Consider the following 17,432-nt stretch of genomic DNA (forward strand, 5'->3'; position numbering starts at 1 on the left):
TGGAGATCCCGTGGACTGGAACCTGTTCATGAGCACCACGATATACGCAAGCGTCCTAGCCCTGCTGAGCCTAGGGATCACGCTCATCTACATGACCACCAAGGTGTTCAACTTCGCCCACCCGAGGCTAAGCCTGGTGGCGGCCTATGCCTCAGCCACGCTAATGGCGTACTACGCCAAGTCAACCGGGACAGGGCCCAACCTGACCCCCAAGGAGACGTTCATTGGGGCCACGACAGTGCCCTTCTCATGGGAGTTCTACGCCATAGGCATAGTAGTCTCAATGGTATTCGGCGTCATAGCAGCGCTCGTAGAGTACTACGGGATACTGAAGCCCCTATCAAAGAGGGGGGCCGACTTCCTCATGCTTATGATCGCGACTCTAGCCTACGACTTCCTCCTGGTAGCGGCCCTCTTCATATACAACACGCACGTCGATATAAGGAAGATACTCGCCGACGTGGGGGTACTGTCAACGAAGATGAGCATGACCAGCTACGACGTGATAGTTGTGACGAAGGGCGGCACATTCATAAGCGGCTCCTTCCTGTTCTCAATAGCCCTCATAATACTACTAGGCCTATCACTGTACCTACTACTATTCAAGACAACGCTCGGAGTCAAGATGAGGGCCAGCGTCGAGAACCCCCCGCTAGCAGAGGTACTCGGCATCAACGTAGAGAAGGTATACGCGATATCATGGATAATCAGCGGGTTGACAGCAGGTCTAGCAGGCTACCTAATGCTCATGGCCGCGGGAGCCGGGAGCCTGAAGCCCATATCAGCGACGAGCCCGGCCGACGAGATAGTAGTCAGCGCCTTCGCCGGCAGCATAATAGGGGGAGTAAACAGTATATTCGGCAGCATAGGCGGCGGAGTTCTAATCGGGTTCGTCGAACTCTACATACCGAACTGGCTAGCGGTACTCACCGGCAACGCAGAGCTCTTCAAGTACAGCAAGGTCATATCAATGCTGGCGGTAGCGCTGACCCTGCTCTTCGCTCCAGAGGGCCTGAGCGGCCTGATAAAGAGCGGCAGGCTAAGGAGAATCCTCTCTAGGAAGGAGGAGGGGGTGTAGAGGGCGATGGTCAACCTCGAAGTACTATTCGAGGAGATCATAAGCTTCATAGCAATCTACTACGTGCTAACCGCGGCCCTAAACGTCAAGGCAGGGATGACCGGCATACCGGACTTCGGCCACGCAATGTTCTTCGCGGTAGGAGGTATAGTGGTCGGGAACCTCTCAGCCAGGATAGCCGCCGCGGCCGCGGCTAGCCAGCTAGGCCTAACCCCATGGGAAGCCGTCAAGATGACTATAACGAACAACACGGAGCTAATGGCCCATGTGAACCAGATACTCCCAAGCATGCCAGGCGTCTCACTGGTAATCATACTCTTCTCAGTGATAGTAGCCCTAATACTCGGAGGCCTGCTAGGCTGGCTAGCCTCATACCCGGCGCTAAGGCTGAGGGGAGACTACCTGGCTATAATGCTGTTGGCCGCGAGCGAGGGCACCAGGATATTCGTCATGTACTACAAGCCCCTAATGGGCTCAACACCCACCGTAGGCCTCACCGTGCCAAACGCCTTCGGCTTCACGGGCAACGCAGGCCTCTGGTCAACGGTCTTCGTACTACTCCTGGCAGTAGGCGTATACCTGCTCCTTGAGAGGCTATACCACAGCCCCAGCGGCAGGCTATTCAGGGCGGTGAGGGACGACGAGGAGAGCGCCGAGGCCATAGGAAAGGACATAGCCAAGGTCAGGAGGGACGCCATGATAATCGGCAGCGCTCTAGCCGCCCTAGCCGGGGTATCATACAGCTTCTCACCATGGATAGCCGGCTCCAGCGTGGCGGCCATGAGCATATTCGACAGGGTGCTCTGGACCTTCTGGCCTTGGGCCCTAATGATACTGGGCGGTATGAGCAGCAACAAGGGAGCCGCCCTCGCCTCAGTAGTGGTAGGCGCGCTGCTGATAGGGCCTATAAGGATCTACAAGAACCAGATAGCCTCAGTACTACACGTGGACGCCGTGGGGATAGACCCAGGCAACTTCGCCAACGCCCTTGAATACATACTAGTCGCCGCCCTCATACTCATAGTACTCTTCATAAGGCCCAAGGGCATAATACCCGAATACCCCTCCAGGACGATACCACGCGATAAGATAGTAGACCTGATAGAGGAGGCCCGGAGAGAGGCCGGCTCCGAGTAAACCACGGCCTCCACCCTCTACTTTCTCCTTCACGCAACGTTACGCCTTTAACCCAGGTCAACCGCATCCCCTTTCCTTGGGGCACAGAGTGGAGGATTGTAGTTCGATCCTAGAACAGCTCTCCAAACTCGCCCGCATCAAACTCTCAGAAGAAGACTGCAGCTCCATAGACTCTATAAGGAGCTTCTTCGCGAGGCTATCAAAAGCAAGGGAACTCGCCGGGAGCGTTGAACCTCTATACCACGTCTGGGAAGTGGAATCCAGGCTCAGGGAGGGGGAAGGATACGGGCAGGTCAATGTAGAGGAGCTGGGGGTCACGCTAGAGGAGGGCTACGTAAAACTCCCTTGGAGGGGTAAGGCTTGAGGGACCCCCAGAGCCTCCTAGAAGCCCTAGCATCGCAATCCTACGACCCGGTCGAGAGGCTAGAAGAGGCCCTGAAGAGGATCGAATGGCTAGAGCCAGGGATAAACGCGTTCATAACCCTAGAAGACCCCGAGAATCTCCGCAGGCTAGCGGAGGAGTCGCGTAGAAGGATCAAGCAGGGGAAAGCTCGTAGGCTAGAGGGGGTCCTAGTAGCGGTTAAAGACAACATATCCACAGACTGGCTACCCACCACTGCCGGCAGCAAGATGCTGGAATGCTACAAGCCTCCATACAATGCACACGTCGTCGACAAGCTACTAGAGCAAGGCGCCATTATTGTGGGAAAGACCAACATGGACGAGTTCGCAATGGGCAGCACAGGCGAGTTCAGCGCCTTCGGCCCAACCAGGAACCCGTGGGACACGAGGAGGGTCCCCGGGGGAAGCAGTAGCGGGAGCGGGGCAGCCCTAGCCTACAAGGCAGTAGACCTCGCGCTGGGCAGCGACACCGGGGGCAGCATACGGCTGCCAGGAGCCTACACCGCGACGGTAGGGCTGAAACCCACCTACGGCGCCGTCAGCCGTAGAGGACTAATACCCTACGCCAACAGCCTGGAACAGATAGGCCCGATGGCGAGGAGCGTCAGAGACCTGGCACTACTATACAGCGTCATAGCGGGGCCCGACCCCCTGGACGCGACGAGCCTGGAAAGCAAACCCCCAGACCCCGCCGCCCTGTCCCCAAGCGATCCCCGGGGCTTGAAGCTATGCGTTGTGAGGGAGGTCCTAGAGGCGTCCTCGAAGCAGGTAGCCAGGGAGTTCGAGAGGGTAATTGAGAGGCTGGAGTCGGAGGGCGTAGAGGTCGAGACAGTATCGCTGGAGCTACAGGAGTACGTCCTCCCAACATACTACATAATAGCGATGGCGGAGGCGGCCAGCAACCTAGCCCGCTACGATGGAGGCCTATACAACTGCCTCGGCATACGGGAGCCAGGCTGGGAGAGGCAGAATATAGTTGCGAGGTCCATGCTATTCGGCGCCGAGGTCAGGAAGAGGATAGCGATGGGCGTGTTCGTTCTAAGCGAGGGCTACAGGGACGAGTACTACGTGCTGGCGACCCGTGTAAGGAGGCTGGTCAGGGACGAGATGCTGAAGCTCACAAGGGAGTGCCTAGTCGCGACGCCCACGAGCCCGGTGACACCTCCGCTACTAGGCGAGAGGCTGAGGGACCCTCTAAGCCTCTACGCTCTAGACCTAGCCACCGTCACGGCAAACCTGGCCGGGGTGCCAGCGCTCCAGATCCCGATAGCCCTGACCAGCGAGGGACCCGTGGGGCTACAGTTGATGGCCAGGCCCTGGGGCGAGGAGGCGCTCTTCGAGGCAGGCCTCCTAGTAGAGGAGGTAACCGGCTTGGCGGGGGTGGCTGCTGGTGAAGGCTAAGATAGGCCTTGAGGTCCACGTGCAGCTGACGGAGGCCGGGTCAAAACTCTTCTGCTCATGTAAGAGCAACTACCGGGGACTGCCCCCCAACTCGAACGTCTGCCCGGTCTGCCTAGGCCTCCCGGGAGCCCTGCCGGTGCCCTCGCGGCGCGCCGTTGTGTTAGCCCTCGCGGCCGCCAGGATACTCAACTGTAGGATACCCGGGGCCATTGTCTTCACTAGGAAGCACTACTTCTACCCGGACCTCCCCAAGAACTACCAGATAACTCAGTATGAGAGGGCTGGCGGGGCCCCGGTGTGCATGGGGGGCTCCTTCGAGTACCTCGACCCGGAGTCCTGGGAGTGGCATAGGGTTAGGATTAGGAGGGTCAACCTGGAGGAGGACCCCGGCCGCTCCGTGTACCCCGAGGGTAGCATTGTATCAAGCCCCTACGTCCTGGTCGACTATAACCGGAGCGGGGTCCCCCTACTGGAGATAGTGACGGAGCCCGATATCCCCAGTCCCAGGGCTGCCAGGGCCTTTGTAGAGTACCTGTTGCTCAACTTGGAGTATATCGGAGCCACGAATCCACGCCTAGAGGGGGCCTTCAGGGTTGACGCCAACATAAGCGTGGAGGGCGGCGAGAGAGTCGAGGTGAAGAATATAGGCTCGACCCACGAGGTAGAGAGGGCCCTCCAATACGAGTACCGTAGGCAGAGCCTCATAATAGAGCGGGGCGGGACGGTCAACAGGGAGACCAGGCACTGGGACGCCGCGAGGAGGCTGACCAAGCCACTACGCCACAAGGAGGAGGAAGAAGAATACCTGTACATGCCGGACCCCGACCTGCCAATGATCCTCACCAAGCCGCTACTAGGGGAGGCGGAGGATCTTCTAACGGAGCTACCTAGGAGCCTGCTGGAGTCGATGGTGTCGATGGGCGTGCCTAGGGAGGTCGCGTGGAGTATAATCCAGGTCAAGCACGCCGCCAATATCTTCAAGGCCGCAGCCGGGAGAGAGGGCGTTGACCCCGTTGTCCTGGCTAGGCTGATAGGCGTGGACTATAAGGGCGCCTTGAAGGATCTACAGAGGGACCCCTATGACCCGGGGAACTGGCCTGGGCCGGAGACGTTCTCGGAGATAGTGCTCCTCGTGGCCAGGGGCGAGTACCCGTTGAAGGCCGTCACGGGGCTGGTCGTACCCAGGCTAGCCGCTAATCCCCGGGCCCGGCTTGAGGAGGTACTCCCCGAGAAGGCGGGTAATCTTGAGGAGATTGTCGAGGAGGTCATTGAGAGCTTCCCGAAGGCGGTCAACGACTATAGGAGCGGCAGGGGTAAGGCGCTTGACTTCCTAGTGGGCCAGGTCATCCGCCGGGTGGGTAAGAGGGCCGTTGACCCGAGGCTTATCAGGGAGATGATAATGGATAAGCTAAATAATGAGCCCGGCTAGGTGTATCCTCGCCCCGTCGTGTGCCCGTAGGGGTATATTCGGCGGCTATCGTTGGCTTTATTTGTCAATCCATAAACCCGTTCCTGTGGAGATAGAGTTGCCGGCTATAAGTGATAGGCTCTCAAGGGTCCGCTACGACCAGTTCGGCCTCGAAGACTGGGTTAAGAGGTTCTGGGCTGAGAACAGGGTCTATAGGCTCGTCAAGGAGAAGTCTGAGTCGTCTAACAGGAAGTTCTACTTCCTAGACGGTCCGCCCTATGCCAGTGCTAAGAGTATACACGTCGGCACCGCCTGGAACAAGGTGATCAAGGACGTAGTCCTCCGCTACCATAGGATGATGGGCTACCGCGTCTGGGACAAGCCCGGCTACGACACGCACGGGCTCCCGATAGAGGTTAAGATAGAGAAGGAGCTCGGCATATGGACCAAGAAGGAGATAGTGGAGAAGGTGGGCGTCGAGAAGTTCGTCGAGCACTGTAAGAGGTTCGCGCTAGAGAACCTGAAAGCCATGACAGAGCACTTCAAGGAGATAGGCGTCTTCATGGACTGGGACAACCCCTACGTAACCTTCGAGAAAGACTACATAGAGAGTGGATGGTGGCTCATAAAGAGGGCCTGGGAACAGGGCCTACTCTACGAGGGCTACAGGGTAGTACACTGGTGCCCGAGGTGTGAGACCACCCTGGCAGACTACGAGGTCAGCGAGTACGCCGTGCTCACCGACCCGAGCATATACGTCAAGTTCCCCGTTAAGGGCATGGAGAAGACCAGCCTCCTAGTATGGACCACCACCCCATGGACCCTCCCGGCGAACGCGTTCGTAATGGCGCACCCCGACCTTGACTATGTCAAGGTCCTAGTCAACGGCGAGTACCTAATACTAGCCAAGGCGAGGCTTGAAAAGGTGATGGAGGAAGCCGGGGTCACCGACTACAAGGTAGTCGAAGAGTTCAAGGGGAAAGACCTAGAGGGCCTAGAATACAAGCACCCGCTAGAAGGCATAGTACCAGCCCAGGACACGCTGAGCAAGTACCACAGGGTGGTCATGGCCCCGGAGGCGGTGGTCGCGACCGAGGGAACAGGCCTCGTCCACTCGGCCCCCGGGCACGGAGAGATAGACTACGAGATAAACATGGACCGTGTAGGGGCCCCAGTAGTCTCGCTGGTAGACAACCAGGGCAGGATGACCGAGGGCGCCGGGAAGTACAAGGGCCTCTACTTCAGGAAGGAGGCCAACAAGGCCATAATGGAAGACCTAGAAAGGCTCGGGGCACTATTCCACAAGTCAACAGTCACCCACAGGTACCCGATATGCTGGAGGTGCAAGACCCCACTAGTACTAAGGGCCACAAACCAGTGGTTCATAGCGGTATCCAAGCTAAAAGACAAGCTACTGGAGGAGGCCGAGCGCATAGAATGGGTCCCCGAATGGGCCAAGACCCGGTTCACCAACCTCCTCAAGGAGGTCAGGGACTGGGTCATATCACGCCAGAGGTTCTGGGGGATACCACTACCAGTATGGCGTTGCAGGGAGTGCGGCTACACCCACGTCATAGGCAGCACTAAGGAGCTAGTGGAGATGGGCGGGGAGGAGCCAGAGGACCTCCACAGGCCCTGGGTCGACAGGGTCAAGCTGAAGTGCCCCAAGTGTGGCGGGGTAATGGAGAGGGTCCCCGACGTAATGGATGTATGGTTCGACTCCGGAGTCGCGTTCTACGCGAGCCTCGGATACCCCAAGAATAGGGAGCCCTACGAGTCCCTCAAGCCAGTCGACTTCATAGTAGAGGGGCACGACCAGATAAGGGGATGGTTCTTCAGCCTGCTGAGAAGCGGCATAATAGGGTTCAACGAGAGGCCATACCTCAAAGTACTGGTCCACGGGTTCGCCCTAGACGAGCATGGGAGGGAGATGCACAAGAGCCTAGGAAACTACATAGAGTTCACGGAACTCATATCACGCATGCCCAGGGACGCCGTCAGGCTATGGAGCATGCAGAACACCGTGTGGGAGGACCTGAGATTCCAGTGGAAGGCTATGGAGCAGGCGCGTAGAGCCCTAAACATAGTATGGAACGTCTACTCCTTCGCCTCAACCTACATGAGCCTAGACAAATACGACCCCCTAGAGGAACCCCTAGAGAAGCTAGACAAGGACTGGCTAGAGCTAGAGGACAAGTGGATACTGTCAAGGCTCTCAAACCTAAAGGAGGCCTACCACAGGGCCATGAAATCCTACAAGCTACACGAGGCGGCGAGAGCCCTCCGAGAGTTCATGGTAGAGGACGTGAGCCACTGGTACATAAGGCTGATAAGGAGAAGAGTATGGGAGGAGGCTGAGACTCCGACCAAGAAGGCGGCCTACGCGGTGCTACACAAGGTCCTCTGGGAATGGCTACTCCTAGCCGCGCCCTTCATACCCTTCACGACAGAATACATCTACCAGTTAATGTACAGGGAGGCATTGAAAGGCCCCGTGAGCATACACCTACTAGACCTGCCGGGCGAGGAGCCAGGCCTACGGGACGCCAGGCTTGAGGAGGCCATGGAGACGGCCAAGAAGATAGTAGAGGCCGTAGCCGCAGCCCGAAACAAGGCGAGGCTAAAGCTGAGGCAGCCGGTCTCAAGGGTAATAGTATCCCTCAAGAAGGGAGAAGAGGCCTGGAAGCTAGAGCTGACCAGAAAGGTGATACTATCCCTAGCCAACGCCAAGGAGCTAGAACTCGTCGGCCCGGAGTTCTTCGAGGGCCTAAAGGTCTACGACGTGGAGCCCAACTACAGGGCGATAGGCCCCGAGTTCAGAAGGCTCTCGAAGAAGATAGTCGGGTACATAGAGGCGAACAAGGAGAAGGTCGCCAAGGACCTAGTGGAGAAGGGCGCCCACAAGGCCGTGATCGACGGCGAGGAGATAGTGCTTGAGCCGAGGCACGTCAACATAAAGGCAGGCTACCCCGAGTGGCTAGCGGTCGCCGAGACGGACATAGGCCTGGTGGCGGTTGACGCGAGGATAGGCAGGAGGGAACTCGTCGAAGGCATAGCCAGGGACCTGGTCAGGAGGATACAGGCTATGAGGAAGGAGATGGACCTGCCGGTCGAGGCCAAGATACGGGTGTGGCTAACGGGCGACAACGAAGTCATAGAGGCTGCCAGGGAGATGGAGGAGTACATATCCTATGAGACGAGGGCGGAGGCGATAAACTACACGAACCCTCCAGAAGACGCCTACACTAAGGAGTGGAACATAGACGGCTACAAGGTAACCATAGGTGTCGAGAAGGCCAGCGACGAATAAGGGTTCTCCCTGGCCGGTTGACCAGGATTGACTCAATCCATCCACTTAATAGTGGGTCCTGGGAGGGGGAGGTTCCCCTCCTCAAACTGTCTCCTAATAAAATCCAGTCCAAAGACGGTGCTAGTCGACGCTGGCTGTGGCAGGAACAATATACTGGCGGTCAGGGACAGGGTAGACGCGGTGCTATACACCCACATACACCCCGACCACGTAACACACCACGAGCTGCTACGAGGCAAGGAGACTTACATGCCAAGCTACGACGCCCAGTTCCAAACCCTAGAGGAGCTGGCCAAGAGGTTCGCGCCACCCATATGGAGGGACTGGATCGACTACGTCCGGAGGGTATTCAACCTCAAGACGGTTCCAGTCCCCACCGCGACCTTCGACCCATGGGAGACCGTAAGGATAGGCACCGTAGAGATCGAGGCCATACCGGCCCACGGCCATACAAAGGGCCACCACATACTACTGATAGGAAGCCACGCCCACATCTCCGACATAGACCTCACAGGCTTCGGCCCATGGTACGGGCACCCGGAGTCCTCGCTGACAGCATTCATAGCTGACATTGACATGGTAGCAGGCCTCGACGCCAAGACATACACGACATCACACAAGGAGTACACATACACGAGGGACCCTCTCTTAGAGGAGCTGTCACGATACAGGGGAGCACTCGACAGGCAGATAACGAGTGTGGCAGAGTATCTAGGATCCATTGGAGGCGAGGCCAGGCCAGGAGACCTGGTGGACAAGGGCCTGATATATAGGAGGAAGCTCGAAGGCGTCAAGACAGTGATGGATTACTTCGAGAAAGAAATGATAGCAAAGATCCTAGACTACCTAGCGGCCCAGAAGATACTGGCGAAGACTGTGAAGGGCTACAAGACACCAGCACTCCCCCGGTAAGGGTGTGTAGCCACGGTGCACAGTTAAATGAGAAGCCAGGGAACGAATCCACCAGACAGCCCGGGGGTTGACCGGGGACTTGATGGGTGAACTACCGTGAAGCCGGTCATAGCGGTTATCGGCGCGGGCAAGATCGGCGGAGCTCTGGCCACCGCTCTAACCAGGTGCGGTTACACGATAGTAGCTACTGGCAGGCGTGAGGGCACGCTGGAGAATATGAAGAGGCTGGGCGTCAAGGCGATTAGAGACAATAAGAGGGCGGTGTCTGAGGCGGACATGGTACTCCTCAGCGTGAAACCCGTTAATGTACCCCAAGTACTCCCGGAGATAGGCGACGTGCTGGAGGGCAAGGCGCTGGTCTCGGTGGTCGCCGGGCTTAGAATCAAGACTCTAACCGAGGCCACCAGGGCGGCAGAGGTCTACAGGGCCATGCCCAACATCAACGTCATGATCAGGAGGAGTACGACTGCTCTAAGCGGCCCCAGAGACGGCTCATTCTCCCGTGAAGTCGAGGAAGTCTTCAAATGCGTCGGCACAGTCTACTGGGTTCCAGAAGAGTGGCTAGACCCGTGGACCGCCCTGGTCGGGAGCGCCCCCGCATACCTATCGATACTCATAGACGCCCTAATACTAGGGGGAGTAGCAGTAGGCCTCCCAAGGGACGTGTCTACGAACGCCGTGCTCGACACGATCGAGGCCACGGTAGGATTGCTGAGGCAGAGGCCCGTGCACCCAGCCGAGGTTAGAGACGAGGTCACCACGCCAGGCGGCACGACGATCGAGGCGTTGAAGGTCATAGAGGAGAGGAGCGTGAAGGCCGCCCTGATAAAGACTGTGGAGGCAGCCACAGAGAAGGCCAGGCTACTCGGGGCAGAGATAGACAGGCAGATCCGGCAGAGGCTAGGCCTCTCCTAGACCACCCTCCGGGCCAGCCTCTCGAAGTACCTCCTAAACACCAGGACCATGGCCAGGCCCCTCCCAGTGACATCTATCCCCATGGCCAGCCACGCGCCCAAAACACAGTAGCCGGCCGGCATGTAGTGCGGTAGTATGCCCGCTGGGAGAACCCTTAGAAGGTAGAGCCCGACTAGGTTGATGAGGGTCGGCACGGTAGTATTGCCAGCGCCCCTGATCGTCATCCCGATCGACATGATCACGCCTAGGGCTGGCTCGGTCGCCCCAGCAATCCAGAGATATAGCCTGGCCAAGTCGACTACGCTGGGGGTGTTGGTGAAGATCCTGGGCAGGTAGCCCGACAGAGCCACTAGGACGAGCATCACTATGGATCCAGCCAACGCGTTCAGCTTAGCGACCTCCCACCCAACCCTTTTAGCCTGAGGGACCCTCCCCGCCCCGACCTCCTGGCCAGCCAGCGCGGCGGAGGCCTCGGCTATGGAGAAGAGGGGCAGGAACGCGATCGACTCGACCCTAACCCCCACAGTATGGGCTGCGAGGGCCTCCTCACCGCACCGAGCCACGGCGCCTATATACCCAACGTTGCCCCCCACGAAGGCCAGCCTCTCCACTAGCGCCGGGAACCCTATCCTAGCCCCGAGCAAAGCATACCTCCCCGGAGGCCGCGGCCTAACACTAAACCCGACCGTGCGGCCAGCCATGGCGTATAGTATCGCGGCGTAGACGACGTTGGCAATGCTACTGGCATACCCGGCTCCAGCCACACCCATGGAGGGGACCCCTAGGAGGCCGAAGATCAGTATGGGGTCTAGAACCCCGTTCACGGTAGCGAAGACTAAGGTCGCGTACAGCACAGGCCTGGTCCTACCCACACCCCTGTACACTGCTCCCAGGACGAGGCCCGCGTAGGTGAAGGGGATCCCGAGGAGCCTAGCCCTATAGTACTCCACGGAGAGCATCTTCACATCATAACCCACCCTAGCCCCGGCTATGAACCCGACGAGGTATGGGGCCAGGTACCACATCGCCGCCAACACCGGCACTCCGAGGAGCGCGTTCGAGGTAAGTATCTCGCCGGAAGACTTCGAGGCAGCACTCTTGTCCCCTGCCCCGACCGCCTGGGCCACCAGGACTAGTGCCCCGGTGTAGAAGAGGCTGCCCCCTGCGAAGGTGAGCCAGCCCAGGTAGCCTCCCACGCCAACCGCCGCTAGGGCATTGTCTCCGAGCCTGCTGACGAAGTACGTGTCCATTAGCCAGAGGATACTGTCGACTGACTCCGCGAGCATTAGTGGCAGCGCTATTACCAGGGCCTTCCTCCATATGCTCTTATCGATCACTTTACCCCAGCCACGGGCTCAAGCCCTGCCAGCCTGGTATATGAAGGCCCCCGATATAATTCCCACGCGCTCGTGGCGGTACATACAGCTAATATTAACCATGACAGGGGCCGCGCATATTCGAGGGTCTGACTTGAAGATCGCACTGGCCTCGGGAGGCAAGGACAGCCTATACGCGTCATACATGGAGTGGCCCCCGGACCTCTTCCTATTCCTCGTATATGAGTTCCCAGTCCCCTCGCCCCACATAGTCAACATGAAGGCCTCGATCGCGACATTATCCCTAACTGGTGTCCCTGTCCTGGTGGTGAGGGTCCCTCGCGTAGGCGCGTTGAGCTACACGGCCAGGGTCTTAGCCAGGCTCAACGCGTCGACCATAGTAGCTGGAGACGTCTACATAGAGGACCACCTAAGGTACATGGAGTCCCTGGCCTCCGAGGCGGGAGCACGGCTAAAGGAGCCTCTATGGGGTAGGGACACCAGGGAGCTACTCTATGAGATCATCGAGCAGGGCTTCACCGCTAAGGTCACCGGTGTAGTCAAGGGTCTGGAGGATCTATTGGGGGCGATCCTAGACGAATCGACGGTCGAGGAGATCGAGGCCCGCCTAACCGGGGTCGGGGCCGATCCTCTGGGCGAGAACGGCGAGTACCACACGGTAGTCACGGGCTCGCCCGTGCACGGGGAGAGGCTCTGCCTGAGGGAGGATGGAGTGTATGGAGGCGGTGATGGCTCCATACTCCGAGTGGAGCCCTGTGAGATGCCGTGGCTACCTGGTCTTCATCCACCTAACGCTGAGGTATATGCCGGCGATGAAGAGCGTGAGGCTGATCGCCAGTAGTATGGCTAGGTGGACGGCGTAGTTGTCGACAGGCTTTCCTATGAGGTGGTATCTCACTAGGTCCGAGGCGTAGGTCACCGGGTTGACCTTGGCTATCGCCTGTAGCCATTGGGGCATCTGCTCCACCGGGAACAATGCACTTGAGGTGAACATTAGAGGTAGGTTGACTAGGTTGCCGACGGCGAACACGACTTCCTGGTTCTCGGCGTAGAAGCTAAGCGTCGTGTAGGCCGAGGATAGGCCTAGCGCGAGCACCATTATAATGGCCCAAGCCGCCACCAGGTCGACTAGGCCTAGGCCGCTCTTCAACTGCATCCCCAGCGCCAGGGCCGTTGCGAAGAGTAGCAGTTCCAGTATCGAGAGCCTAACCAGGGTGGCCCCGACCTTGCCGAGGAATATACTGGTCCTTGGTATAGGCGTGACCAGTAGCCTATCCATGTACCCGAGCCTCTTATCGAATATCACGCTTATGCCGCTGAACATGCTCTGGAAGAGGCTGAAGACCGCTAGCATGCCTGCAGAGAAGAACGTGAAGTAGTCGGTGGTTCCGAAGGACTGCTTCAGAGCGTACTCGTATGCCTGCTTCAGGACCTCGGCTAGCTGGGCCGGTATGTTTGGCGGGATCCTCCCGGCTATGAGGCCCTGTATATTCATGCTCTTGCCGAAGAACGCTATCCATATCAGCGGCGTTATTATGGAGACCACGAATACGGCCCTTCTACCGATCCACTTCCTAACCTCCCTAGAGAGTATGGTGATGGTCCCGTCGATAAGCCCCATGCCAGTCACCTCCTGACACGCCTAGCCATGACCCTGTAGCGGAAGGCGTCTATGGGCTCTTCGTCCCTGAGCCTCCTGCCCGTCAGCTCGATGAAGACCTCTTCGAGGTTTGGCTTCACGATCTTGACCTCCCTCGCCAGCCCTATATAGCTGGCGAGCTCTGGTATGGCTCTGGCCGCGTTGGAGACCGTGACTATAACGGTGGAGTTGACGGTCTTGACGCTCCACCCGTTCTCGGCCAGCGTGCCCGCGAGCTCTTTGGCCTTGTCTTCAGAGTCGAGCTCTAGGTGTATCCTCTCGCCTCCGAGCCTGGCCTTTAACTCCTCTGGGGTCCCCTCGGCTATTATCCTGCCATGGTCTATTATCGCGACCCTGTCGCTGAGGTAGTCTGCCTCCTCCATGTAGTGCGTGGTCAATAGTATGGTGATTCCCTCGCTCTTCAGCTGGTTTATGAGGCTCCATAGGTGCCTCCTGCTCTGTACATCGAGCCCTAGGGTGGGCTCGTCGAGGTAGAGCACCTCGGGGGAGTGGACTAGGCTCATCGCGATTTCAAGCCTACGCCTCATACCCCCGCTGTAGGTAGCGACCCTCCTATTGGCGACGTCTAGTAGGTCCATGAACTTGAGGGCGTTCCTGGTGCGTTCCTCGGCTTCCCTACCCCTATAGCCGTAGAGTCTGGCCTGTATGTAGACGTTGTCCCACCCGGTCATCTCGTCATCGCTGGTCAGGTCCTGGGGAACTATCCCGATAACCCTTCTAACCTTATTCGCCTCCCTCACCACACTGTAGCCAAGTATCCGTGCATCGCCGGATGTGGGTTTTATGAGGGTTGAGAGCATCCTGACGGTCGTTGTCTTGCCGGCCCCGTTAGGGCCCAGCAGGGAGAAGATCTCCCCCTTCCTTATGCAGAAGGACACCCCGTCTACGGCTCTAACCCCGTTTGGATATACCTTCACCAGCTCCCTGGCCTCGACTGCGCACTCCAAGACAATGGCCCCTCGATAACCGACATGTATCGATAGACAATATAATGTTTCCTCTAGACAAGACCCCATTATAAAGCCCGAGACCCCAGGACACAGAGAAACACAGGAGGCCCGGGGGTCTAACAGGGTGCCCGACAGGAGGATCCACATAACCCACGCGATAAGACTCATCAAGCTATACAACCTAGACACTACAATCGAGGCCGCATCCATCATAGAAACACTCATAGACCACCCCAAAAGACTCCCAAAGCTACTAAAGGAGAAACTCCACCGCCAATGCGAGCTACCACCTATAGCAGAAGCCGCTAGAGTAGGGCTCCGGGCCAGGGGTGTAATGGCCCACGACTGGCGCAGCCCCCTGGGCAGGAGGGTGCTGGAGCAGATAGTAGAGTGCCTGTTCGGGAGGGACGCGGTCCTCCTAGTGCACCTCCACCATGCACTGGACGACTTGTGGGAGGGGAGGGTCCCTCAAGGGTATGACGAACGGGTAATGCTCTATGTATCCTCGCTCGTAGAGCAACAGGCCGTCCCTAGGATAAGATTCTAATATCGCGTGCCGCCCCCGGGATTACTACATGGGAGGGATAGCTGTAAGTTGGCCGCCCCTGTTAGGAGACTGGTCTTAGACATCCTCAAGCCCCTCAGGGGTCCCTCTATAATCGACGTCGCCAGGGAGGTCGCCTCCATAAGGGGGATCGAGGGGGTCAACCTCACGGTCAAGGAGATCGACGTCGAGACCATAACCCTCAGCATGACTATAGAGGGCGAGAGCATAGACTTCACCGCCGTGAAGGAGAAGCTGGACATGCTAGGCTGCGTGATCCACAGCATAGACCAGGTCGTGGCTGGATCGAAGATAGTCGAGGAGCCAGAGAACGTGGAGGAGTAGCCCTTCAGAGCCTCTAGAGTAGCCCCAGTCTATTCATCAACTCCGCTATAAGCGTCTTCACGCCCCTGTAGACGACGTTGTAGAGCAGGCCGCTTGGGACGGGATAGGTGTTCCTGTAGCCCTCTATCACCCTAGCGAGCCTGACGAAGTCTTGGAATGGGACCTTGTAGCCGTAGATGAAGTGCTTGACCACCTCCCTATGGTAGAGCTCCCTTATACCGGGTATCCTCAGGCACCGTGAGACGCCGATTATGTAAGTGGCCAGTTTGTTGACGGGTATCCTCTCGTATATTCCATCGGGCCCCAGGCTGGTCACGTACTCGAATATCTCCTTGTTGTCAGACAAGAACACCTCCCTGGCCACCATGATACCCGAATCCTCGGCCACCTCCCTCAGCCACTTGACCCTCTCATAGCTGGCCTCGCTGTTCTCCTTGGCCACGATCTCGATAGCCCTCTTCCTGGACTCCGGCAGGTAGAGCAGGTTATCATAGACTATGTTAACCGTCAGCGCGAGGCTATCGCCGACAGTCTCCTGGACCTCGTAGGGCAGCGACGTGGCCAGGCTGACGGGCATGAGGCTGGGCATGACTAGTATGAAGCTCTTATCCTCGGCCACGCCCCTCTCGACGAGGCGTGAGGCGAGCCTGGCCCTGTCATCCCTCTTCCTTATATTCTCGTACTCGTATATGATCAGCCTCCGCCCCTCGAAAGCCGTTAGGATCCCCTTGACTATTGGTATCTCGTCTATGCTGATCTCCCTGATGCTCTTTATGTAGACCTCTATCTCGCTGGGCTCCGGCCCCGCGGGGACCTCGTGCATCTCAACACCTATATCGCGTATCTTCGTCCGGGTGTAAAGCCTCATGTACTCGTCGGCGCACTCGTCAACGATCTCCGCTATACCACTCAACAATTACTCCCCGGCGGAACCCCAGCCCCCTTTATAAAGGAGGATTGAAAACAGGTATATAACACCCTACAATCTAGGCGGGACGCCAATAGTATATACCGTCCTCCAGCCCCTTGACAACCCTGCCCTCGACCTCAAGCCTGCGCAGGTGAGCCAGGGTCTCGCCCATCGCGAAGAACTTCTCCTGCGGAGGATACATGCTCCACGAGCTATACCTAGTCCTCCACCTAACCCTCTTAGCGACCTCATAGGCCGTAACCGGCTCCAACGTCCTGACGAGCTCCTCTATCTCCAAGAGCCTCTCCTGGTGGTGCCTGATCAACTCCAACGCCCTAGCCCGGGGGTCCTCCAGGGGCTCTCTATGCCCCGGATAGGCTATCCTGGCCTCTATACCGCTTATCCTCTCCAGGCTCTCCAGGTACTCGCCGAGGGGATCGGAGCTGGGGTCGTGTATTGTGACGTGGGGGGTTATACCGGGGAGTAGGGTGTCGCCCGTGAACAGCTCCCTAGTCCCCCTACTATACAATAGTATGCTACCCGGCGTGTGGCCCGGGGCCTCTATGACCTCCAGCCTCTTACCGCCCAGGGTTATGGTGTCGCCGTCCCTCAGCTCGTGTATATCGGCCCCCTTCACCCTGTCATAGGCGTACTCCAGCTTCAAGGCTGGATGGTTTGAGAGCATAGCATCAACCTCCTCGACTGGCGTCCCATGCTGTAGGTATAGGTTTGTCGCCGCCTCTACGAAGTTCCTCACACCGCCCTTAACGACCTCTACGTCCCTCCTCCCCATGTAGACCTCTACGCCGCACGATAGGAGGAGTGCTAGTAGGCTTGAATGGTCGACGTGGAAGTGCGTTAGCACAACCTTCTCAACATCACACAGGTTGAAGCCTAGGCCTTTGAGGCCCCACGCGAGGTCTAGAATGCTCCTCCCCGAGAGCATGCCAGCATCTACGAGGGACACCCCGTTGTTCCTGCCGCGGTAGAATGCGTAGACGTTTATGGCTCCCAGGCTCCTTATGGGGATCCATAGGGGGATGCGCTTCATTCCCACACCAGGTTCTCCTCCCCCGGAGCCTGTATCCGAGGCTCCTATAAATTATTGCAACGCGGTCCTCCT

At 58.1% G+C, this 17,432-nt stretch carries 16 protein-coding genes; 11 read left to right on the forward strand and 5 right to left on the reverse strand.

What is annotated here, in order from left to right; genetic code table 11:
• The first annotated feature begins 10 nt into the window (after window positions 1-10).
• The 8 genes from F7C38_00405 to proC all read left to right on the forward strand — a co-directional run bounded on the left by F7C38_00405 (window position 11) and on the right by proC (window position 10,563).
• On the forward strand, window positions 11-1,078 hold the full coding sequence (locus F7C38_00405) for a branched-chain amino acid ABC transporter permease (GenBank protein ID MCE4600013.1): 1,068 nt from the start codon (window positions 11-13) through the stop codon (window positions 1,076-1,078).
• Between the two features lie 6 nt (window positions 1,079-1,084).
• Window positions 1,085-2,215 (forward strand): branched-chain amino acid ABC transporter permease, encoded by a 1,131-nt coding sequence (locus F7C38_00410; GenBank protein MCE4600014.1) that lies wholly within the window; start codon window positions 1,085-1,087, stop codon window positions 2,213-2,215.
• Window positions 2,216-2,303: 88 nt separating this feature from the next.
• Window positions 2,304-2,579, forward strand: coding sequence for an aspartyl/glutamyl-tRNA amidotransferase subunit C (locus tag F7C38_00415; GenBank protein ID MCE4600015.1), 276 nt, complete (start codon window positions 2,304-2,306; stop codon window positions 2,577-2,579).
• Window positions 2,576-4,018: an Asp-tRNA(Asn)/Glu-tRNA(Gln) amidotransferase subunit GatA gene (gene gatA, locus F7C38_00420; GenBank protein ID MCE4600016.1), complete on the forward strand. Its 1,443-nt coding sequence runs from the start codon at window positions 2,576-2,578 to the stop codon at window positions 4,016-4,018. The genes F7C38_00415 and gatA overlap by 4 nt, the downstream gene beginning before the upstream one ends.
• Complete coding sequence (gene gatB / locus F7C38_00425; GenBank protein ID MCE4600017.1) at window positions 4,008-5,447, forward strand: Asp-tRNA(Asn)/Glu-tRNA(Gln) amidotransferase subunit GatB; 1,440 nt, start codon at window positions 4,008-4,010, stop codon at window positions 5,445-5,447. Before gatA ends, gatB begins: the two co-directional genes overlap by 11 nt.
• A gap of 97 nt (window positions 5,448-5,544) precedes the next feature.
• Window positions 5,545-8,736, forward strand: a complete 3,192-nt coding sequence (ileS, locus tag F7C38_00430; GenBank protein MCE4600018.1) for an isoleucine--tRNA ligase — start codon at window positions 5,545-5,547, stop codon at window positions 8,734-8,736.
• A gap of 27 nt (window positions 8,737-8,763) precedes the next feature.
• Window positions 8,764-9,648: an MBL fold metallo-hydrolase gene (locus tag F7C38_00435; protein MCE4600019.1), complete on the forward strand. Its 885-nt coding sequence runs from the start codon at window positions 8,764-8,766 to the stop codon at window positions 9,646-9,648.
• 96 nt (window positions 9,649-9,744) lie between these two features.
• Window positions 9,745-10,563, forward strand: a complete 819-nt coding sequence (proC, locus tag F7C38_00440) for a pyrroline-5-carboxylate reductase (GenBank protein MCE4600020.1) — start codon at window positions 9,745-9,747, stop codon at window positions 10,561-10,563.
• Here proC and F7C38_00445 read toward each other — a convergent pair.
• Window positions 10,560-11,900, reverse strand: a complete 1,341-nt coding sequence (locus F7C38_00445) for an MATE family efflux transporter (protein MCE4600021.1) — start codon at window positions 11,898-11,900, stop codon at window positions 10,560-10,562. The two genes, proC and F7C38_00445, sit on opposite strands and share 4 nt — an antisense overlap.
• Before the next feature lie 133 nt (window positions 11,901-12,033).
• Here F7C38_00445 and F7C38_00450 point away from each other — a divergent pair, with 133 nt between their 5' ends.
• A complete protein-coding gene (locus F7C38_00450) occupies window positions 12,034-12,741 on the forward strand; it encodes an ATPase (protein ID MCE4600022.1) in 708 nt (235 codons plus the stop codon).
• Here the strand turns inward: F7C38_00450 and F7C38_00455 are convergent.
• Together F7C38_00455 and F7C38_00460 are read right to left on the reverse strand one after the other, a co-directional pair.
• Complete coding sequence (locus F7C38_00455; protein ID MCE4600023.1) at window positions 12,670-13,521, reverse strand: ABC transporter permease; 852 nt, start codon at window positions 13,519-13,521, stop codon at window positions 12,670-12,672. The genes F7C38_00450 and F7C38_00455 overlap by 72 nt on opposite strands.
• Window positions 13,522-13,526: 5 nt before the next feature.
• Window positions 13,527-14,507 (reverse strand): ATP-binding cassette domain-containing protein, encoded by a 981-nt coding sequence (locus F7C38_00460; protein MCE4600024.1) that lies wholly within the window; start codon window positions 14,505-14,507, stop codon window positions 13,527-13,529.
• 127 nt (window positions 14,508-14,634) lie between these two features.
• Between F7C38_00460 and F7C38_00465 the strand changes: the two genes are divergently transcribed.
• Together F7C38_00465 and F7C38_00470 are read left to right on the forward strand one after the other, a co-directional pair.
• Complete coding sequence (locus tag F7C38_00465; protein ID MCE4600025.1) at window positions 14,635-15,057, forward strand: hypothetical protein; 423 nt, start codon at window positions 14,635-14,637, stop codon at window positions 15,055-15,057.
• A 48-nt stretch (window positions 15,058-15,105) separates the two neighbouring features.
• Entirely contained in the window at window positions 15,106-15,399 is a 294-nt protein-coding gene (locus F7C38_00470) for a DUF211 domain-containing protein (GenBank protein MCE4600026.1), read from the forward strand.
• Window positions 15,400-15,412: 13 nt separating this feature from the next.
• On the opposite strand, the gene F7C38_00475 is transcribed toward F7C38_00470, so the two are convergent.
• Both F7C38_00475 and F7C38_00480 read right to left on the reverse strand, forming a co-directional pair.
• The gene (locus F7C38_00475; GenBank protein ID MCE4600027.1) at window positions 15,413-16,312 is read right to left on the reverse strand and encodes a hypothetical protein; all 900 of its coding nucleotides are present in this window, start codon (window positions 16,310-16,312) and stop codon (window positions 15,413-15,415) included.
• 73 nt (window positions 16,313-16,385) lie between these two features.
• Complete coding sequence (locus tag F7C38_00480; GenBank protein ID MCE4600028.1) at window positions 16,386-17,360, reverse strand: MBL fold metallo-hydrolase; 975 nt, start codon at window positions 17,358-17,360, stop codon at window positions 16,386-16,388.
• Window positions 17,361-17,432: the final 72 nt, after the last annotated feature.

The sequence above is a fragment of the Candidatus Thermodiscus eudorianus genome (genome assembly GCA_015521085.1).
Taxonomy (GTDB): Archaea; Thermoproteota; Thermoprotei_A; order Sulfolobales; family Acidilobaceae; genus Thermodiscus; species Thermodiscus eudorianus.